This window comes from Bacillus altitudinis, from assembly GCF_001191605.1.
GTDB classification, from domain to species: Bacteria; Bacillota; Bacilli; order Bacillales; family Bacillaceae; genus Bacillus; species Bacillus altitudinis.
This window is the reverse complement of record NZ_CP009108.1, coordinates 435,558-456,354: the sequence shown is the minus strand read 5'-3', so window position 1 is coordinate 456,354 and position 20,797 is coordinate 435,558. Positions and strand designations below refer to the sequence as shown.

Below are 20,797 nucleotides of genomic sequence, written 5' to 3'. Positions count from 1 at the left end.
CATAGAGGGTGGATTTTTCACGTATTTGCCTTCCAATGACAGCAAATCGACAAATCATGAAGAGGTGACGATCTTGAAAAAATTAATCACAATGCCGTTTTTAGTCTTACTTCTAGGTGTAATGCTCACAGCATGCGGCACATCAAATCAGTCAAACGATAACAATACGGATAACAGCAAAAAAGAAACAACTGAAGCAGCAGATCAAAAGAAAGAAAATGCAACAGATGAAAAGACGGAAGACAAGTCTGCAAGTGAAAAAGCAGATGATGAAAGCAAAGAAACAGCTGCTCAAACAGAAGACCAAGCAGGTCAATCTGATGAAGATGCAAAAGAAAGCTCAAGTAAGGAAATCACAAAAGAAGAAACGACAAATGATCAGTCAAAAGCTGAATCTAAAACAAAAAAAGAATCTACAACGAAGAAAAATGAAGTCACCAAAGAAGGCACATATGTCGGTTTGGCTGATGGACATACAATTGCTGTCAACATTGATGGAAAAGAAGTAGCCATTCAATTCGGAAATACATTTTCTAAACAAGTGAACAGCCTAAAAGAAGAATCAAAAGTGAAAGTAACTTATACAAAAGATGCAAACGGAACGCTTAGACTGAAGACGATCGAATCCGTAAAGGCAAAATAAAAAAAGACACGTAGACCCGCAGAAATGCGGGTCTTTTTTACGTTTAAAAGGGCATAACTTGATATAAGGGCACATTCTTAACACACTTTTACAAGACTTAACAGTCCATTTACATTTGCTTAATGTTGCTCTGCTAAACTGACTTTCATAGAACATCTCTTTACACAACAACTACTTTGAATGGTGAGGTGCAGGTCAGTGAGCGCAGAGAAAGCGATGAACCTTTACAGAGAATATGAAGTGAGACGAAACCACTCTTTTGCTTTAACAGAACATATGGTTCGATATTTATTTGCAAAACGTTTCATAGATGTCGTGTTCTCGTTCATCGGATTGATGTTGAGTACGCCAATCATTTTACTGTTTGCCCTTTTAATTAAGCTAGAAACACCAGGGCCAGCCTTTTATATGCAGGAAAGGGTCGGAAAAGACGGTGTCTACTTTAAATTATGGAAGCTCAGATCGATGAGAACCAACGCAGAAAGCGGAGGAGCGAAATGGGCGCAAAAAAATGACCCTCGTATCACCAAAGTGGGGGCATTCATCAGAAAAACAAGAATTGATGAACTGCCGCAATTTATCAACGTGTTAAAAGGAGAAATGAGTATTGTAGGTCCACGTCCTGAAAGACCAATGTTTACTGCCGAATTTAATCGGACGATTCCAGGCTTTACAAAAAGACTGACAGTGAAGCCGGGGCTGACTGGTCTTGCTCAAGTAAATGGGGGATATGAAATGAGTCCAAGTGAGAAATTATCACACGACTTACAGTATATTCAAAACTTGACATTTTCTCTCGACACGAAGATTATGGTAAAAACGTTAAAAGTCATCGTGACTGGTGACGGAGCCAGATAAGTAAAGTAGGGAAGAGAAATGGCAAGTATGAAAAATCGCCTGCTGGGCGGAGCAAAATGGACAAGCTTGTCCGCATTGATCATTACCATCATCCAAATTGCACAGTTCGCCTTTTTAGGAAACGTAATGTCACTGAAAGAATTTGGACTCGTTGGCATGATCACAACGGTCACAATATTTACACAGATTTTACTTGATCTAGGTATCGGTGCTGCGATCATTCAAAAGGAACAAACGACGGAACGTCAATTATCTACATTATATTGGATCAACTTGCTGACGGGAATTCTCTTGTTTTGTGTATTGATCCTCGCAAGTCCCTTGATTGCCGCCTTTTATGCCAGACCTGAGCTGGAAGGCTTGCTCAAGTTATTATCGATCATGTTTCTTATTGCACCAATTGGTCAGCAATACCAATATATGATGCAGAAAGATTTAGCCTTTAAAACCTTAAGTACGATTGAGACGATAGCGACGATCATTTCGCTGATTGTTCTACTGATTCTAGCCTTTTTTATTAATCCAATTGTGGCCTATGTGATCTCTCAAGTACTGCTTCAATCAGGAAAAGGACTCATGTATGCAGCGGCTTATTGGAAGAAGTGGCGCCCAGCACCCGTTTTCGCATTAGGGGAAGTGAAAGAGTTTTTCTCCTTCGGGGCTTTCCAGCTTGCGTCAAGACTAGTCAATCGGGCAGGCTCAAATATCGACATGATTTTAATAGGACGGTTTCTTGGAGCAGAAGCTTTAGGGATTTACAGCCTGGCTTATCAAATCGTCACAATCCCGGTGCTGAAAATTAACCCGATTGTGACGAGAGTGGCTTTCCCAGTTTTCGCAAAAAGTCAGCGTGATCATTCTAGGCTGCGTGAGGGCTTCCTCAGTATGACGAATATGCTCGCACTCATTAGTTTTCCACTCCTCATCGGTCTTGCTGCCGTATCAGATAGCTTTATAGAAGTGGTGTTTGGAGAGAAATGGCTAGTGGCGGTCCCGGTTTTGAATATTTTGTGCATTGTTGGTCTACTCCGTGTGCTGATGAATCCAAATGGTTCCATCCTTCTTGCAAAAGGAAGAGCTGACTTAGCTTTTTATTGGGATACAGGCATGCTCATCGTATATGGATGCGCCTTATATGCAGGAGTCCATACTGGCAGTCTATTGACTGTAGCTTGGGTCTACTCAGGGGTCAGCCTGCTGAACTTCATTGTCGGCAGGTGGCTGATGGCTTATGTCATTCAGCTAGATATGAAGGTGTATGTAAAATCACTCGTAAAGCCTGCTGTCATGACGCTGTTAATGGCCGGCTGCGCAGTAGCTGTTCATCAAGGGATGAAGCTGACATCAGCGGATATACTGCTTCAATTACTACTGACGATTTGTTTAAGTGCGGCTTTATATAGCTTGCTGCTTGTCAAAATGTATCCGCAGGTGACAGGGAAATTATGGAGAAGAGGTCGTTCGTCATGAAGGTGCTATGGCTGACAAGTGTATATCCTAGTGAAAAACATCCAAGTGAAGGCGTCTTCCATGAAACGCAAGTGCAGGAGCTGGTCAAACAAGGCGTAGAAGTGAGCGTGATTTGTCCTACCCCTGTCAATCCGCCCATCTTACGGATGCTTAAAGCTTCCTATCGTCAGAGAAAAGATCTTCCCCAGCAGGAAGTGAGGTGCGGAGTACCGGTTTACAGACCGCCTTATACAGCACTGCCTGGACAGCTAAAATGGGCTCAGCCGAGTAAACGAATCGCAGCTTCTGTCCTGCGCGCAATGGAGCGTTATGAACTGTCACCGGATTTCATCCATGCGCACTTTGCCATGCCGTCTGGCGGCGCAGCAGCTGTGATCCAAAAGGAAGCGAGCATCCCTTATCTTCTGACCTTACACGGCAGTGATGTGAACATCTATCCAAACTATAGCAAAGGGGCGCTTGCAGCCTTTAAAGCAGCAGTAAAACAGGCGTCTGCTGTTCTCACAGTGAGTGAAGAGCTGGCAAAGAAAACACATGACATGACAGAGGTGGATGCACAATGTCTTCCGCTGGGAATTCCGCTCAAGTCATTTTCTAGAACACCAGAGGATCAAACAGCCATCAGAAAGCAGATTGGTTTACCGCTTCACGACAAGCTCGTCGTTTTTGTCGGCCGTTTAGTCAAAGAGAAAGGTTTGCTTGAATTAGCGGAAGCTGTCAGCGGGATGGAGGGTGTAAAAGCCGTCTTTGTCGGAAAAGGCCCCCTCGCAAAGGAGCTGGCCGAACGGGCGGGAGAATCCATTATACTCCCGGGGCAGGTGCCGAATGAACAAGTCAAACATTATTTAATGGCAGCTGACCTGTTTGCCCTTCCATCCTACAGTGAAGGAATGCCGACTGTCGTCCTTGAGGCGCTCGCTTTAAAACTGCCTGTCATCGCAACACGGGTTGGTGGTCTCCCATCACTATTTTCTACCTATCAACATCTGCTCATTGAACCGCGTTCAACGAGTCAGCTAAAAGAAGCGATTCACGCTTATCTTTATGAAAACAGATGGAACGAGCAAGTGAAGAACGATCTTCACCACATCGTCCATACAGATTATTCATCATCACATAATGCTACGCTCCTGATTCAGCAATATGAAAAGGTGCTGAATCAATCAACATCCACCGTTTAAACAGGATGAAATGTGCAAAGACTGATAGATAAACAGTTTGGAACGACCAATATGCTTTTACTGAGAGGATGAAACATGTTGAAGAAAATTGCTGTGATTGGAACAGGATATGTCGGGTTAGTATCGGGTACTTGTTTTGCTGATATCGGAAATCGCGTCATTTGTTGTGACATCGACGAATCAAAAATCAACAGCTTAAAAAGCGGTCTCGTTCCAATTTATGAACCGGGCTTAAAGGAATTGATTGAGAAGAATACAGAAGAGGGAAGATTGTGTTTTACAACCAATATTCCCGCTGCAATTCGAGAATCAGAGATTATTTATATTGCGGTAGGAACACCAATGACACCTCAGGGGGAAGCGGATTTAACATTCGTGAAAGCTGTGGCTCAAACGGTTGGAGAACACCTGAATGGCTACAAAATCATCGTGAATAAGAGCACAGTGCCAGTTGGAACAGGACGTCTTGTTCAAGCCATTGTTCAAAAGGCTTCACGCAGTAAATATCCATTTGACGTCGTCTCCAATCCAGAGTTTCTGCGGGAAGGTTCAGCTATTCAAGATACGATGAATATGGAGAGAGCGGTCATTGGCTCTACAAGCGCACATGCATCCACGATCATTAAAAAATTGCATGATCCGTTTCAAACAGAAGTGGTTGAGACCAATCTAGAAAGTGCAGAAATGATTAAGTATGCGGCAAATGCCATGCTCGCCACAAAAATCTCATTCATCAATGATATTGCGAACATTTGCGAGAGAGTTGGTGCTGATGTGGAAAAAGTCAGCGAAGGCGTTGGGTTAGATAGCCGTATCGGGCATAAATTTTTAAAAGCAGGCATTGGATTTGGCGGTTCTTGTTTCCCAAAAGATACGATGGCTCTTCTCAAAATTGCCGAAACAGCCGGCTACCGGTTCAAGCTGATCGAATCTGTCATTGAAACAAACAACCACCAAAGAGCCCATCTTGTCAGCAAACTGATGAGTGTGTTCGGTGATATTAAAGGAAAAACGATTTCCGTTTTAGGGCTCGCATTTAAACCAAATACAAACGATATGCGTTCAGCGCCAGCACTAGATATTATCCCAATGCTGAGAGAGCTCGGAGCTTTTGTCAAAGCCTATGATCCAATTGCTTATGTAGAAGCAGAAAGAGAGCTTGGCCCGCAGGCGGTCTTCAGCAATGATCTCTATGAAACAGTGAAAGATACAGATGCTTGTCTCATCTTAACGGAATGGGATGACGTACAGAAGATGGATAAGGATCAGATCAAGCAGCTACTTCGTTCTCCCATTTTAATTGATGGAAGGAATTTGTTTGATCCAGCAGAAATGAAAGAGAGAGGATTTATTTACCAGTCCATCGGCCGCCCAGGCGTATGGGAAACAGAATTGGTATCGAAGGCACAATAATAGGGGGAACTTGGATGAAGAAAGTATTGGTCACTGGGGGAAGTGGATTTATAGGATCTCATACGGTAGAGGCTTTATTAGAGAAAGGTTATGAGCCCATCGTTCTTGATAACTTTTCAACTGGATCGAAGGAAAATATCGCTCATCTTTCCGTACAATGCATTGAAGCAGATGTCACAAAATCAGAAACGGTCGATTTGATCAAACACATTGCACCAGATTATATCATTCATCTTGCAGCCCAAGTGAGTGTAGCCGTTTCGGTTCAACATTTCGTCTACGACGAAGAGGTCAATATTAAAGGTTCGCTGCATGTGATCAAAGCAGCGGCTGAAGCCGGGGTGGAGAAAGTGGTGTTTGCCTCATCGGCAGCAGTTTATGGAGACCCAGTCTATCTGCCGGTCGACACAGCTCATCCACTGCAGCCTGGTTCACCTTATGGCTTGTCAAAACTGACAGTTGAACGATACTTACACATGGCAAAATCACTCTATGATGTGGACTATTGTATTATGCGGTACAGCAATGTATATGGTCCGCGCCAAGACGCACTTGGTGAAGGCGGTGTTGTCTCAATTTTTTCTGATAAGTTTGCAAAGCATGAGGCACCTTTCATCTTCGGAAACGGGGAACAAACAAGAGATTTCATCTATGTAGGCGATCTAGCCGCAGCGAATGTTGCAGCTTTAACCGCTCAATCAAACGTTTGTTTAAATATCTCATGTGGTCATTCCATCACGGTGAATGAGCTGTTTCAAACGATGAAGCGAGTCACGAGATCAGATCTTGAACCGATTTATAAGCCGCAGCGTGCAGGAGATATTGTGCATAGTACATTGGCAAATGAGGAAACGAAACAAGTCTTAGCATGGGAGCCTGTTGTGACTTTACAAGAAGGTTTGGCTCGTACCATTTCCTACTATGAACAGGAAGTAAAGGCTTAATCCCTCAAATCGGATGGGTTGCTTAGGAGGAAAATAGGTATGAGTGTGAAACAAACAGCATGGCAAATCATGATCGGATGTATGTTATTAGCAGCGGGTATAGGGCTTGTACAAATGGCATCCGCACAGCCTATCGGGTTAAAGAAGATGGTGGTCATTCCGGTTTTACTTGTGGTGCTCATGGCGGCTGCTATATGTATGAAGCTCTACATGAATGGTGAACACATATTCATGTCAGCCATTTACCTTTTAATTGCATTAACATTTCTCAATAATGCTTTTTTCTCTATTAGTGTTGGGTTCTTTAGTCTCTTTCTCTACCGCATCATGCTCTTGGCTGTCTTTGCTTTATTCATATGGCGGATGAGAGACAAAGGAACGTACATATCCCAGTGGCAGCAAATTCGTGTTAAAGGCATTCTTGGTTTTTTCGCTGCATGGTTTCTTTACGGACTCATCTCACTGCTTTGGGCTCATTCGGTCACAGACGGCCTGAAATATATGTCTCTTCTTGCGATGGGAATGGGTTTTGTCTTTCTTGTGGTCATGTACATTCAGCGAATGGATCAGATCGTGACTTTTTATAGTATTTGGCTAGTCATGACTGTATTTGTGATGGGAATCGGGTTCTATAATCACTTGACCTTGAATCATTTACCGAATACCTCATTATATCTTGGACCAGCGTACAAACAGCACTATCCTACGGCTGTCTTCTTTAACCAAAATGACTTTGCGACGTTTTTATCTATTAGCTTTTTCTTATATGTGGCGTGCATGCGCCAAATGAAAAATGGTTATATCAAAGCGTTCGGATTACTAGGAGCCATCTTAGCGCTGTATCTTATTTTGTTAACAGAATCGCGCGCCAGCTTGCTTGGCATATTAGCTGGAGCGGCAATCTATGTATGGCTACTGATGCCTCGCTTTTTAAAAAAGTGGTCTATCATGGCAGCAGGCGGGCTTGGATTCATCTGTATCGCCATTTTTTCAGCCAAAATCTATTCTGTCTTTGATGACTTGTTTCTCGCTTCTCAGGTCGCTCATTCTTTTAGCGAACCACTTCCGTCCAACATTGCCCGTGCGAATTTAATCAAAAACGCCTGGCATTTCTTTACGAATTCATACGGTTTCGGAGTCGGAGCGGGCAATGTGTCTTATTACTTAGCTCACTTTTCTATCTTTGATACAGATCAGGTCGTTGAAGTTCACAATTGGCTGCTAGAGGTAATGACGAATTTTGGGTTTGCCGTCATGCTAGGTTATATCTCAGTGTATGCCTATCTCATGTTCTCACTGTACAAACAATACCAATTGGCTGACACGAGATCAGCCAAGATGATCATTGAAGGTCTATTTGCTGCCATGCTGAGCTTTCTCGTCTCAAGTATCAGTCCTAGTTCCGTCTCGAATTTATATTTCCACTGGGTGTTTCTAGGGCTGGTGATCGCAGCGGTCAATATCATGAAAAATAAACAGCGCTTCAAGCCGTGGGCAAACGTGTGATGCTGATTTTGTATGGCTACACTAGTGAAAAAGCAAATACGTCAATGTTGGGAGAATGAGCATGTCTGGTTTTATGTTAAGAATAGGGAAGCGAATGAAAAAATATATCGTCTGGCTTGTGCTGCTGCCTGTCGCATTAGCTGCTTTTGGTTTCTTTTTTGCCAAAGGGACAGTAGACCAGTCTAGTTACACAGCTGCTGTGACCTTGACGCTTGGGAAATATGACGACGGTGTGTATAACAATCTGTCAGAAGTGACATCTCTATTAAAAAGCGATGCATTTCTGAATCAAGCACTCCGTGATGTAAAGGAAGAAGAAAGGCAGGATGTGAAAAATCGTTTGATTCTCACGAACCAGTCCGATACACAATTGCAGTTGTCGTTTACAGATGCTGATCAAGCTCGAGCTTTGGCGGTAGTGAAACAAGTGTCAGATACATTTTTAAAGCAGGACAAAGCCTTATTTACGAAAAGACAGCAAGTCATTGAAAGGAGACTATCCGCTCTTGAAGATGAATCTGTCAGCAATGACTCCAAAGTCGATAAAGAACGATTTTTATATGAATTGGAATCGACAAAGCTCGGGATGAAGCAGGCAAAGATTGTCGATCCTGCCCAAGTACTTGATGAAGGGAACAAAGGGATGTCAGCGAAAAAACGAGCACTGCTTGGACTTGTCATTGGCCTTAGCATCTCGCTTATGTTTGTGGTGTTACCTGAAGTGTTCAAAGAATCTTAATGATGAACTGGAGATGAGTCTTAGGTGAACAATCAACCGTTAGTATCAATTATTACACCGGCGTATAATGCGGAACGTTATTTAACGGATACAGTTCATTCCGTCCTTGCCCAAACCTATTCCAACTGGGAGCTGATCATTGCAGATGATTGCTCAACAGATGGCACAAGGAAGTTGTTAGGGGAATTAAGTCAGACGGACGACAGAATCAACGTCATTTATTTAGAGGAAAACGGGGGAGCCGCTATTGCTAGAAACACCGCCATCAAACAGGCGAAAGGCCGCTTTATCGCTTTTTTAGATAGCGATGATATGTGGAAACAGACAAAGCTCGAAAAGCAGGTCAAGTTTATGTTAGAAAATGATCATGCCTTTACTTTCACGGCATATGACATCATTTCAGAAAATGGAGAGCCGTTACAAAAAACCGTCACAGCGCCGGCTCAGTTGAACTACAATGAAGCTTTAAAAAATACGATTATCGGCTGTTTGACGGTGATGCTCGATCTTCAACAAGTAGGACACGTGGAAATGCCAAACATTCGAACAAGGCAGGACTTAGCCACATGGCTCTCTATTTTAAAAAAAGGATTTACTGCCTATGGAATGAGTGAGCCGCTCAGTGAATATCGCATCGTGGGAAACTCGATTTCTAGTAACAAGTGGAAAGCAGCGAAAAAAACATGGTTTGTCTATAGAGAAATTGAGCAGCTTCATTTTGTGAAAGCATCTTGGTGTTTTATGCACTATGCCACAAATGCTGTCAAAAAGCGTTTATAAACAGAAGGGAAAAAAGGTGATAAAGGTGAAAGCAGACTCGATCATACATGTGATTGTCGCAACGGGAGAATGGGGCCACGATGGCTTAAGGTACAGACGGCATCGACTGGCGGAATTTCTTGCATCTGATCCAGAAACGAAAGAGGTCATCTGGGTATGCCCATCTTCCACTCGTCATTCAACTCCCTTTCAGCCTATAACGGATCGAATGAAGCAAATGACCATTCCTGATGTGCTCAAGAGCAAGTTTTTTCGCTTTGGCCGTTATCAAGATATGTTTTATTTTCATAAATTATCTCCTCTTCTTGAGCATTTGCGTCAAGAAGAAAAGCAGGGCATAGCCGTCTGTTTATGGTATACGTTTCCGGGATTTCCGCTCTTATCTTCTTTATTTGAATGGAAACATATTGTGTATGATTGCAGTGACCTGTGGGGAGAGCCCATCAGCGGAAAAAACAACATTCTCTCTTATATGAGACAGCGAGTCATTGTAAAAGCTGAAAACCGCATTATTAAATATGCACACAGCATTACATGCTCTTCACAATACTTACATGATCAAATCAAAAAAAGGCTCATGGGTGAACCGAAAGATGTCTTTACAGTAGAAAATGGCGTCGAGTATGATGTGTTTGCAAAAAGCAACCTCCCTAGCAGGGAAGACGTGCTAGAGGGAAGAGAGGGAACGGTTCTTGGCTTTATAGGTGGGATCAAGCCGAAGCTCGATTTTGACATGATCGCTCAAGCTGCTCGAATGCAGCCAGATTGGACATTTTTATTTGTCGGTCCGGATGGAACGAATGGAGATCCATCTTTTCAGCATGCACTCAAACTGCCCAATGTCATATGGACAGGAGCAGTCGCACCAGAAGAAGTGCCTGCTTATATGAAATTAATTGATGTAGGGATGATGCCATACAAACAGTCTCCTTACAATCAAGCGGTTTTTCCGCTCAAGCTGTATGAATTTTTAGCTGCCGGAATCCCTGTTGTTGGTTTAAATCTTCCATCAACGGAAAGGCTAAAAGAGAATGATGTGTATGAATATGTAGAGGGCGAAGATCCAGCTCTCTTCGTCGAAGCCTGCCAGAAAGTGATCAGTAAAAAAGATGACATGACATGCAGACATCTAAGACAAAGCCGGGCAATGAAAAAAGATTGGCACGCACTGTTCACAAACATGGTGGAATTAACGAATATTAAAGAAAACGCATAATTCATTCAGGATTGTGCGTTTTTATTTGTTTCTTCTTCTTAGGGGGAGCTTGTGATCATCCTATATTCAATTGTATAATGGAAAGAGCGGCCAATATACAAAATACAGATTTCAATTTAGAAGGAGACTGACCTATGGATTACGAACGCGCCTTATTAGCGTTTTTTGTCTCTCTGGCTACAGTTTTAATTGTGACACCAATCGTCAAAAAGTTTGCAATTAAGATTGGTGCAGTGGACCAGCCGAATAAACGAAAAGTTCATGATAGAGTAATGCCTCGAATGGGCGGTTTGGCGATTTTTATTGGGGTAGCGGCTGGAGCACTAGCAGGCGGGCTGTTTCTACATAATAAAATTACAGCTATATCAGTTGGCGCTGTACTCATCGTCATTTTAGGTATATTTGATGATAAATATAATTTAAGTGCAAAATTTAAATTTCTTGTGCAAGTCCTCGTTGCTTGCTTAATCGTGAGCACGGGCTTAAAAATGGACTTTTTCTCTGTTCCTTTCTTAACAGATCGACTGGAGTTAGGATGGATGGCATATCCCCTGACTGTACTATGGATTGTTGGGATTACAAATGCGATCAATTTAATTGACGGATTAGATGGACTGGCTGCCGGAATTTCGGTTATCGGTTTAACCACGATTGCCGTCATGGCATTTTCTGCGGACAAGATCCTGATTCTTTCGTTATCTCTTGTCGTCATTGGCAGTACCATCGGTTTTCTTTTTTATAACTTCCATCCAGCAAAAATATTTATGGGTGATACAGGGTCGTTATTTTTAGGCTATATGATCTCGGTCCTGTCACTTTTAGGATTGTACAAAAGTGTTACTTTGTTTAGTGTTGTTGTCCCTGTAATTATTTTAGGTGTGCCTATTTTTGATACGACCTTTGCGATCATCAGACGAATATTGAATAAACAGCCTATCTCAGCACCTGACAAATCACACATCCATCATCGACTGATGGCCTTTGGCTTATCACATCGAATGGCAGTGATTGTGATTTACATGATTGGTTTAGTCTTCAGCTTAAGCGCGATTTTGCTGACAAGTGCCACCATTTGGCTGTCATTGATCATCATCTTTTTACTGGTCATGTTTATGCAAGTTATCGCTGAAGTCACTGGTTTGGTGAACGAAGAGTTTAAACCATTTACGAAATTCTACAAACGTATGGTCAAAAGACAATAAAAAACAGCCCGCTTCCAAGGAACGGGCTGTTTTCCTATTATTGTCCTGATGTGCTGGTCGAAGGGGCCTGGGTATCGGCTGACCCTGTTGCATCAGAAGATGAATCGGTTTGTGTATTTGTTTCAGTTGAGGACGATGACTCAGCAGGAAGCTTTAAATGCGTCCTTAACTCATTTTGCACCTCAGCCAAGTTGGTTTGATCTGGCTCAAAGAAGTATGTTCGATTTGGTCCTAAATAAAGGTCTGATCCTTTAATAGATAGTGTTTCAGTATCGTCTCCTTTAAAACCACTGTAAATTTGCTGTAGAGCAAGTCCTTCTGTGATGCGGAAGTTGGTTGTTATATGATCACTTACTTCTTTTGCGATATTATCCACGTTTGCAATGTTATGAGGTTTCGCCATTTGATCAATCATGGCACGTAAGATTTGTTTCTGACGATCGTTACGCCCGAAATCACCACGTGGATCTTGTTTTCTCATTCGCGCATAAGCAAGTGCCTCTTCCCCGTTTAAATGCATATTCCCTTTTTTAAAGTAAATCTTTTTCGATTTTTTGACGTCACTTTTTTCATTGAAGTCAAATGGAACGTCTATATCGATTCCCCCAACTTCATCAATGACATCCTTAAAACCGTCAAAGTCTACTGTTGCATATTTGTCAATTGGGATATGCAAGAATTGTTCGACAGTTTCAATCGTTTCGTCTTTACCGCCTTTAGCAAATGCCGCATTGATCTTTACTTTATTTCCCGTTGTGTCACTAGCAAGCTGTACTCGTGTGTCACGGGGGATACTGACCATTTTCATCGTTTTATCCTGAGGATTAATCGTTGCGACGATGAGTGAATCTGAGCGGCCGTGATCACCATTTGTGGCGTAATCCTCTATACCAACAAATAGGACAGAGAAAGGTTTTTTCTTTATATCAATGACAGCATCACGGAGTTTCGATTTCTCCCCACGCTCTAATTCATCATAAGTTTTGTCAGCAGCCTGGAGTGTATTCACAATCTTATAAACTGCAAATCCGCCCATGCAGATGAAGAGAAGCAAAAATAAGACCAGAATCCGTTTGAAAATCTTTTTCTTCTTACTCTTTTTCTTTCGTACACGCACTTTTACTCGTTGTGCCATTCATCTGTCTCCTTTATCGGACCAACGTCCTTTTCTAAATAAATCAATTCGCCTTCTTTAGTAACACTCTTTCCATTAGTTAACTCAGTCATCCATTCAATGAACTGCTCTGTTTGTGTTTCTTCTACATACGTTTCAAAAATCACATCTTCTGCATAATGGATGTCTTTTAGCTGAAAAGATGAGGCTCTAAGCTCATTCTCTACCTTTCCAAGCAATGTATAATCTATTGTTGTGTGCATCGTACGCATTAAACAGCGCTCTACCATACCAACATGATTAATTGCTTCAGACACAGATTTTCCGTACGCGCGAATTAATCCACCGGCACCTAGCTTAATACCGCCGAAATAACGAGTGACGACAACAACTGTATCTTTCAGCTTGCGTTTTTTAAGCACTTCAAGCATGGGTACCCCTGCCGTACCGCTTGGTTCACCATCATCATTTGCTTTTTGAATCAGATCATGTTCACCGATCAAATAGGCGGAACAATTATGAGTGGCGTTCCAATGTTGTTTTTTTATGGATTGTATAAAGGCTTGTGCTTCTTCTTCTGAGACAGCACGTTGTATATGACAAATAAAACGTGATTTTTCAATGACGATCTCATGCTCGCCACGGCTTTTGACTGTGAGATAGCGGTTCAGCAAAAGACATACCCTCCTGACAAGCAAATTGTAAGGCTAGAGAAAATTTGCATTGGTTTTAGAATTTTACAGCGTATTTTGTTATGATGATAGGAGCGGAAAAAGGGTCGTCATAAAAATTTCATGATTTATACGCATTCTTTCATTATAATTCGACATAAAATGCAGATCAATGACATTTATAATAAAAAAAGATGACATCACTGTTACGGGAGGGAAAAGCCATGACAACACCTAAAATGGATCCGAAGTTATTGGATTCAATCATCATGAAAATGCTAAGTACAGTTGATGGCAGTAAGGACGAAGTATTTAGAATCGGCGAACAGTCCCGTCAACAATATGAAAGCCTAGTAGAAGAGCTCAAGCAAATTAAACAGCAAGTCAACGAAGTAATTGATTTTGGGGATAAACTAGAAGTACATACGAGACATGCTAGAAATCGATTATCTGAGGTCAGCAGAAACTTCAACAAATTCAGCGAAGAAGAAATACGAGAAGCCTATGAAAAAGCACATAACCTGCAAGTAGAATTGACCATGATCCAGCAGCGCGAAAAACAGCTGAGGGAAAGAAGAGATGATCTCGAAAGACGATTGTTAAGCTTACAAGATGTCATTGAACGTTCAGAAACGCTTGTGAGCCAGATCACGGTCGTTCTCAACTACTTGAACCAAGATTTACGTCAGGTCGGTGTTTTACTTGAAGATGCTCAGGCAAAACAAGATTTTGGACTAAGAATTATTGAAGCCCAGGAAGAAGAGCGCAAAAGGGTATCACGAGAAATCCATGATGGACCTGCTCAGATGCTGGCAAACGTGATGATGCGTTCAGAACTAATTGAACGAATTTTTAGAGACCGTGGAACAGAAGAAGGCTTTAAAGAAATTAGAAGTCTAAGACAGAATGTGCGAAATGCACTGTACGAAGTGAGAAGAATCATTTATGATTTAAGACCGATGGCTTTAGATGATTTGGGTCTCATTCCGACACTGCGAAAATACTTAAACACAATTGAAGAATATGATGGAAAAACCAAAATTACGTTCCAATGCCTAGGGGATACAGAAAATGAAAGAATTGCTTCTCAGTTCGAAGTGGCACTGTTTAGACTAGCCCAAGAAGCTGTCACAAATTCATTGAAGCATTCCGAAGCTGAAGAAATCTCTGTAAAAGTAGAAGTGACAAAAGACTTTGTCACGTTAATTATCAAAGACGATGGAAAAGGCTTTGATATGAAAGATGTGAAAACAAATAAAAACAAATCCTTTGGGTTACTTGGTATGAAAGAGCGCGTAGACTTACTAGAAGGTAAAATGACCATAGACTCAAAAATAGGTCTAGGGACATTCATCATGATTAGAGTACCGTTAACATTACAAAATAAAATTGTAAAATAGAGACAAAAGACATATTGACCATAAAGTTCAGGTGTAGAACAATAAACATGGGGAGGCGTAGCTTGTGACTAAAGTAAATATTGTAATTATCGATGACCACCAATTATTCCGTGAAGGTGTCAAACGGATTTTAGATTTTGAACCTACTTTTGAAGTAGTTGCAGAAGGAGACGACGGTGACGAAGCTGCACGTATCGTAGAACACTATCATCCGGATGTTGTCATTATGGACATTAATATGCCGAATGTAAATGGTGTGGAGGCTACAAAACAGCTAGTAGAGCTTTATCCCGAATCAAAAGTCATTATCCTATCTATTCATGACGATGAAAACTATGTGACACATGCATTAAAAACAGGAGCAAGAGGCTACTTGTTAAAAGAAATGGATGCAGATACCCTCATTGAAGCAGTAAAAGTAGTAGCTGACGGAGGCTCTTATTTACATCCGAAAGTCACTCATAACTTAGTAAATGAATTCCGACGCTTAGCAACAAGCGGCGTTTCAGCACATCCACAGCATGAGGTATATCCTGAAATTCGCAGACCACTTCATATCTTAACAAGACGTGAATGTGAAGTTCTTCAAATGTTAGCTGACGGAAAGAGCAACAGAGGTATTGGTGAGTCGCTCTTTATTAGTGAGAAAACAGTCAAAAACCACGTGAGTAACATCTTGCAAAAAATGAATGTAAACGACCGTACTCAAGCTGTTGTTGTAGCAATTAAAAACGGCTGGGTAGAAATGAGATAATGTTCCGGACAAGTACTCCTTTTTCGCCTGTTTTTAGTTCTCTCACATTCAAGTTAGAGAGCAATGATGGGCAGGTAAGGAGTCTTTTTCGGATATAGCGGGCTTGCCTATTGATTAGGCAAGCTTTTTTGATTAGTATTATAAATCTAGTGAAAAACAATGATCAAAAAGCAACTTAACGGATAAGGAAGGTATTTAAGAATGAAAATAGCCGTTGTAACAGACAGTACTGCTTATATACCACAAGAACTACGTGATAAACATCATATTCATATGATCCCTCTGAATGTCATCTTTGGTACTGAATCATACCGTGAAGAAGTAGAAATGGATTGGAAGACATATTATGAAGAAGTCAAGAAACATAAAGATCTTCCAACAACCTCTCAGCCTGCTTTCGGTGAACTTATAGAATTATATGAAAAACTTAGTGAAACATATGATGCTGTGATTAGTATACATCTGTCAAGCGGAATTAGTGGAACATACAATAGTGCGGCCTCAGCGAATGAACTAGTTGACGGAATCGACATTTATCCGTTTGATACAGAGACTAGCTGTATGGCGCAAGGTTTTTATGTGTTAGAAGCTGCTGAAAAAATCCAAGGTGGTGCTTCTCCAGAAGAAGTGATTTCCCATCTCAATTATCTGAAAGAAAATCAAAGAGCTTATTTTATGGTAGACGATTTAACTCATTTACAACGTGGCGGCAGATTAAATGGTGCTCAGGCTTTTATTGGAAGCCTCTTAAAGGTAAAGCCTATCTTGCATTTTGACAACAAGCTAATTGTCCCTTTTGAGAAGATTCGTACACGCAAAAAAGCCATTTCACGTATTTTTGAATTATTTGATGAAGATGCATCACGTGGTGTTCCAATGAGAGCAACTCTGATACATGGTAATAGAGAAGAAGAAGCAGATGAATTAATTGCGCACTTATTAGAAAAGTATCCTCATGTTGAATTTTATAAAAGCTACTTTGGTGCCGTGATTGGCACTCATCTAGGCGAAGGCTCTTTAGCACTTGGCTGGATCATCAGATAGATATCAAAATCCCCTTTTCTCATGGAAAAGGGGATTTGTTTTTCTGTTTTTACAATTAGACGAAAGGCCTTCTCTTTGTACATAATGGGTCAACATGAATGGAAAGGTAGTGCGTGAAATTGAATCTGGAAAAAGCAATGGAACTCAGTCACAAGCTACAATCAAGGCATCTTCTTCCTATTGAATGTCAATGTACACAGTCCGAATTGGAGTGGCTGGAGAATCAAGGATTCATCCATAGAACACCTGCTGTCAATAGGGTGGCGAGTGGTTTGATCTGCTGCCGGTGCGGTGTATCAAACAAGCGCTACTTTGCCCTCTCTCCGTGTGAAACATGTAAAAAAGACTGTGTATACTGTAGATCCTGCATCATGCTGGGAAAAGTAAGTGAATGTGGCTTTCTCTATGAATGGACGGGTCCACAAAAGAAAGAAACAAGACAAGTTGAATTAACATGGCAGGGAGAACTTTCTAAAGGGCAAAAGAGAGCGTCCGATAGGCTAGTAGAAGCAATCCAAAACAAATTTGATCTGCTCGTTTGGGCTGTTTGTGGTGCGGGGAAAACGGAGGTGCTTTTTCACGGAATAAAATATGCGCTAAATAACGGAATGAGTGTTTGTATTGCGACGCCTAGAACCGATGTTGTACTTGAGCTTGAACCTCGAATGAGAAAGGCATTTCAAGGACTGAATATAGCTGCACTTTATGGCGGGAGTTCTCAAAGATTTCAAATGGCACCGCTTATGATCGCTACAACCCATCAGCTAATGAGATATAAAAACGCTTTTGATGTCCTCATTGTAGACGAAGTCGATGCTTTTCCTTATTCAATGGATGAACGGCTTCAGTTTGCTGTTTTAAAGTCAATGAAAAAAACAGGAGTTAGAATTTACTTAAGTGCCACACCATCTAAAAAAATGCAAAAGGATGTTGCTTGTAGACAATTAGAAGCGATCAAAATTCCTCTGCGCTTCCACCAAAAACCGCTGCCTGTCCCAACATTTCAATGGGTTGGAGATTGGAAAAAGAAATTAAAAAGAAATCGGCTTCCAGCATCTACAATGAACTGGCTGCATGAACATATCACAAAGAAAAAAAGAGTGCTACTCTTTGTTCCTTCTATTTCTACTATGAAGAAGGTAACTCATATTCTTCAAGTTCAATGTGTAAATGTACAGGGAGTTTCTGCCGATGATCAAGAAAGGAAGCAAAAAGTCCAGCATTTCAGAGATCATAGATACGATGTATTGGTTACAACAACTATTCTAGAAAGAGGCGTTACCATTCAAGATGTTCAAGTGGGCGTATTAGGTGCGGAATCTCCTATTTTTACAGAAAGTGCACTTGTCCAAATTTCTGGTAGAGCAGGGAGACATCCAGATTTTTTTAATGGAGACGTGTACTTTTTTCATTTTGGTTTAACGAGAAGTATGAAACAAGCAAAGAAACATATCGTAAAAATGAATAATACAGCTGAAAAAGAGTTTTCTGAAAAATAGTGTGGGTTCAACTAAATCATGGTACATTATATTCACAAAACACAAATGGCAGGAGAGACAAAATATGCTACTCAACGCAAAAGAAATACTACTTAAAGAAATTCTCTATCAATATCTCAACCAATTAAACATGATTTGTCATTGTGAAAAATGTATAGAAGATGTATTAGCCATTTCTCTAAATCAAGTGAAACCGCAATATATAACAGATATCGATAAAATATCCTACAGTAAATCCGAGATGGTGGATAAACAGAAAAATACGGCGATGCTCGTCATTCTGACAGAAGCTGCTTCAACGGTCACAACATATCCAAGGTGCGAAAATCATTTGCCGTTGAACAAAGAAAATCGTTGATTTGTCCAATTTGTGAGAGCCATTTTGTGGCTGCTTTTACATGGAAATCATTCCTACTATTAAATGAAGATTGTTTATGTGTAGCATGTAAGGACCACCTGATGAAGATTCAAGGTCCTACTTGTCCCAAATGCGGAAGAGCGCAATTAAATGATCAATTGTGTCAGGATTGTTCAAGGTGGAATAAACGACGGGATTTTGCTGAGATTCTTGTGATGAATCGATCTGTTTATGCTTACAACGACTTTATGAAAGATATTCTAGCTCGATTTAAATTTCGAGGTGATACGGCTTTAGCTGATCTATTTAAAAAAGATGTACAGTCAGCGTTTAAACGTTCTTTTTCAATCAAAGAACCGGTCCTTGTCCCAATTCCTTTGAGTAAAGAGAGATTAAAGGAAAGAGGATTCAATCAGTCAATGATGCTTGCTTCCATGATTGGCGGACCTATATTGGAGCCACTTATAAAAGTACATCAAAGTAAGCAGTCTAAGAAAAGAAAAAATGAACGTTTACATCAACAGAATTTGTTCCAATTAAGGCAGTCAAACCCGATCGTTCTAAAGGATGTCGTGTTAATCGATGACATTTATACAACTGGGGCGACAGTCTATCATGCAGCAAAAATTTTAAAAGGAGCAGGCGCCAAAAGTGTTTCCTCTTTTACGTTGATTCGTAGTTAAAAATCATGACAATCAACCGATATTAAGAAAAGAAAATAACGTAAGGGGTTTTGGTTATGAATCAATTGGCAAACTGTCCACAATGTAATCAGTTATTTTTAAAAACCACCATCCAAACGGTTTGTAACAAATGCTTTGAAGAAGAAGAACGTTCTTTTGATATCGTTTATAAATTCTTGCGTAAGCAAAGTAATAGACAATCAACCATTGCTGAAATAGTAGACGCAACAGAAGTTGATGAAGAATTAATCCTGAAATTTATCCGTTTGAAAAGACTTCAAATTAGTCAATTCCCGAATATCAATTATCCTTGTGAAAGATGCGGCCAACCGATCAGGAAAAACAAGCTGTGTAGCCATTGTGAAAAGGATATAAAGACGCAAATCAGCCAAATGGACCAAGAAGAAGAGCGTAAAAGGGAGATTGAATCTAGGAAAAAAGACACCTATTATGCCATTAATCCTAAAAACGACTGATTCCCTAAACTAAGTTGCAGTTTGGTCGATAAAATGGATAGAATCAAGACAGACTGTAACGGAAAGCGAGAGGAATCCCGTGAAAATTAATCGATATGGAACACAACCAGTAAATCCTTACAAGAAAACATATGAGAAACAAACGTTGCAATCGAATCAAGCAAAATCAACTGACAAAGTCGAAATTTCTAAAAAGGCAATCGAAATGCAAAAGGTGCCGAATATCATGAAAGAACGTCAAGATAAAATAGACCAAATTAAAAAAAGCATTGAAGCCGGAACATATCAAGTAGATACAAAAGGCATTGCAGATAAAATGTTGAATTTTTATAAACAACAATAACAAAAGGGAGTAGCGTGAATGTCAGTAAAAATAATGATTGAAGAACTGCACCGTCTCTACGGATTACATGAACAGCTTCTAAAGCTGTCTAAGAATAAAACAGAAATGCTGAAAAATAACGAGATCGATGCTCTTTCAGAGGTTCTGAACCTTGAGCAAAAATATATTCAGGCCATTTCACAATTAGAAGAAAAGCGGATTGAAGCAGCAGTTCAATTTTTACAAAGTGATCAATCGCCGACAATCACCGCATGTATCGAAAAAGCTACAGGAACGGATCAAGAAGAGCTTATTTCGTTATATGAGAAGCTGAATGACATCATGGTGGAACTGAAAGATGTAAACGAACTGAACAAACAGCTTATTCAGCAGTCACTTCAATTTATTTCACTGACATTCGATCTTGTGAATCCTAACAAAGAAAATATGAATTACGGACAAAATGGTCTTGAGAGTTCAAAGCCTAAACAGCATAGGGCTTTGTTTGATTCAAAGGCGTAAAC

Annotated in this window: 22 protein-coding genes; 20 read left to right on the top strand and 2 right to left on the bottom strand. The window is 40.7% G+C overall.

What is annotated here, in order from left to right:
• Positions 1–73: 73 nt before the first annotated feature.
• From ID12_RS02310 to ID12_RS02260, 11 genes are all read left to right on the top strand, one after another.
• Entirely contained in the window at positions 74–643 is a 570-nt protein-coding gene (locus tag ID12_RS02310; RefSeq protein WP_019743577.1) for a hypothetical protein, read from the top strand.
• A 198-nt stretch (positions 644–841) separates the two neighbouring features.
• The gene (locus ID12_RS02305; RefSeq protein WP_008348294.1) at positions 842–1,501 is read left to right on the top strand and encodes a sugar transferase; all 660 of its coding nucleotides are present in this window, start codon (positions 842–844) and stop codon (positions 1,499–1,501) included.
• Between the two features lie 18 nt (positions 1,502–1,519).
• Positions 1,520–2,971, top strand: a complete 1,452-nt coding sequence (gene tuaB, locus ID12_RS02300) for a teichuronic acid biosynthesis protein TuaB (RefSeq protein WP_050826659.1) — start codon at positions 1,520–1,522, stop codon at positions 2,969–2,971.
• Complete coding sequence (tuaC, locus tag ID12_RS02295; protein WP_050826658.1) at positions 2,968–4,152, top strand: teichuronic acid biosynthesis protein TuaC; 1,185 nt, start codon at positions 2,968–2,970, stop codon at positions 4,150–4,152. The genes tuaB and tuaC overlap by 4 nt, the downstream gene beginning before the upstream one ends.
• A 75-nt stretch (positions 4,153–4,227) precedes the next feature.
• Positions 4,228–5,565 carry a UDP-glucose 6-dehydrogenase TuaD gene (gene tuaD / locus ID12_RS02290; RefSeq protein ID WP_017368147.1) on the top strand — a complete coding sequence of 446 codons (1,338 nt, stop codon included), beginning with the start codon at positions 4,228–4,230 and terminating at the stop codon, positions 5,563–5,565.
• Positions 5,566–5,579: 14 nt separating this feature from the next.
• A complete protein-coding gene (locus tag ID12_RS02285) occupies positions 5,580–6,509 on the top strand; it encodes an NAD-dependent epimerase/dehydratase family protein (protein ID WP_035389680.1) in 930 nt (309 codons plus the stop codon).
• Between the two features lie 39 nt (positions 6,510–6,548).
• Positions 6,549–8,015 carry a teichuronic acid biosynthesis protein TuaE gene (gene tuaE / locus ID12_RS02280; protein WP_050826657.1) on the top strand — a complete coding sequence of 489 codons (1,467 nt, stop codon included), beginning with the start codon at positions 6,549–6,551 and terminating at the stop codon, positions 8,013–8,015.
• A 61-nt stretch (positions 8,016–8,076) separates the two neighbouring features.
• The gene (tuaF, locus tag ID12_RS02275; RefSeq protein WP_017357858.1) at positions 8,077–8,754 is read left to right on the top strand and encodes a teichuronic acid biosynthesis protein TuaF; all 678 of its coding nucleotides are present in this window, start codon (positions 8,077–8,079) and stop codon (positions 8,752–8,754) included.
• A 24-nt stretch (positions 8,755–8,778) separates the two neighbouring features.
• On the top strand, positions 8,779–9,534 hold the full coding sequence (tuaG, locus tag ID12_RS02270; RefSeq protein ID WP_008348281.1) for a teichuronic acid biosynthesis protein TuaG: 756 nt from the start codon (positions 8,779–8,781) through the stop codon (positions 9,532–9,534).
• Positions 9,503–10,750 (top strand): teichuronic acid biosynthesis protein TuaH, encoded by a 1,248-nt coding sequence (tuaH, locus tag ID12_RS02265; protein ID WP_050826656.1) that lies wholly within the window; start codon positions 9,503–9,505, stop codon positions 10,748–10,750. The genes tuaG and tuaH overlap by 32 nt, the downstream gene beginning before the upstream one ends.
• A 134-nt stretch (positions 10,751–10,884) precedes the next feature.
• Positions 10,885–11,952, top strand: coding sequence for a glycosyltransferase family 4 protein (locus ID12_RS02260; RefSeq protein ID WP_007499956.1), 1,068 nt, complete (start codon positions 10,885–10,887; stop codon positions 11,950–11,952).
• Positions 11,953–11,989: 37 nt separating this feature from the next.
• Here the strand turns inward: ID12_RS02260 and ID12_RS02255 are convergent, their stop codons facing one another.
• Both ID12_RS02255 and ID12_RS02250 read right to left on the bottom strand, forming a co-directional pair.
• The gene (locus ID12_RS02255; protein ID WP_007499958.1) at positions 11,990–13,087 is read right to left on the bottom strand and encodes an LCP family protein; all 1,098 of its coding nucleotides are present in this window, start codon (positions 13,085–13,087) and stop codon (positions 11,990–11,992) included.
• On the bottom strand, positions 13,072–13,740 hold the full coding sequence (locus ID12_RS02250; RefSeq protein ID WP_050826655.1) for a YigZ family protein: 669 nt from the start codon (positions 13,738–13,740) through the stop codon (positions 13,072–13,074). Before ID12_RS02250 ends, ID12_RS02255 begins: the two co-directional genes overlap by 16 nt.
• Before the next feature lie 221 nt (positions 13,741–13,961).
• Between ID12_RS02250 and ID12_RS02245 the strand changes: the two genes are divergently transcribed.
• The 9 genes from ID12_RS02245 to ID12_RS02205 all read left to right on the top strand — a co-directional run bounded on the left by ID12_RS02245 (position 13,962) and on the right by ID12_RS02205 (position 20,795).
• Entirely contained in the window at positions 13,962–15,137 is a 1,176-nt protein-coding gene (locus tag ID12_RS02245) for a two-component sensor histidine kinase DegS (protein ID WP_024719243.1), read from the top strand.
• 64 nt (positions 15,138–15,201) lie between these two features.
• Positions 15,202–15,891 carry a two-component system response regulator DegU gene (gene degU / locus ID12_RS02240; RefSeq protein ID WP_008348273.1) on the top strand — a complete coding sequence of 230 codons (690 nt, stop codon included), beginning with the start codon at positions 15,202–15,204 and terminating at the stop codon, positions 15,889–15,891.
• A gap of 201 nt (positions 15,892–16,092) precedes the next feature.
• The gene (locus ID12_RS02235) at positions 16,093–16,935 is read left to right on the top strand and encodes a DegV family protein (protein WP_024719242.1); all 843 of its coding nucleotides are present in this window, start codon (positions 16,093–16,095) and stop codon (positions 16,933–16,935) included.
• A 119-nt stretch (positions 16,936–17,054) separates the two neighbouring features.
• Positions 17,055–18,434 (top strand): ATP-dependent helicase ComFA, encoded by a 1,380-nt coding sequence (locus ID12_RS02230; RefSeq protein WP_142675479.1) that lies wholly within the window; start codon positions 17,055–17,057, stop codon positions 18,432–18,434.
• A gap of 64 nt (positions 18,435–18,498) precedes the next feature.
• The gene (gene comFB, locus ID12_RS02225; RefSeq protein ID WP_035701582.1) at positions 18,499–18,792 is read left to right on the top strand and encodes a late competence protein ComFB; all 294 of its coding nucleotides are present in this window, start codon (positions 18,499–18,501) and stop codon (positions 18,790–18,792) included.
• Positions 18,793–18,893: 101 nt separating this feature from the next.
• Positions 18,894–19,475, top strand: coding sequence for a ComF family protein (locus ID12_RS02220; RefSeq protein WP_234717161.1), 582 nt, complete (start codon positions 18,894–18,896; stop codon positions 19,473–19,475).
• Between the two features lie 56 nt (positions 19,476–19,531).
• Positions 19,532–19,951, top strand: a complete 420-nt coding sequence (locus ID12_RS02215; RefSeq protein WP_017357864.1) for a TIGR03826 family flagellar region protein — start codon at positions 19,532–19,534, stop codon at positions 19,949–19,951.
• Positions 19,952–20,030: 79 nt separating this feature from the next.
• Complete coding sequence (flgM, locus tag ID12_RS02210; protein WP_003213252.1) at positions 20,031–20,294, top strand: flagellar biosynthesis anti-sigma factor FlgM; 264 nt, start codon at positions 20,031–20,033, stop codon at positions 20,292–20,294.
• 18 nt (positions 20,295–20,312) lie between these two features.
• On the top strand, positions 20,313–20,795 hold the full coding sequence (locus ID12_RS02205) for a flagellar protein FlgN (protein WP_007499977.1): 483 nt from the start codon (positions 20,313–20,315) through the stop codon (positions 20,793–20,795).
• Positions 20,796–20,797: the final 2 nt, after the last annotated feature.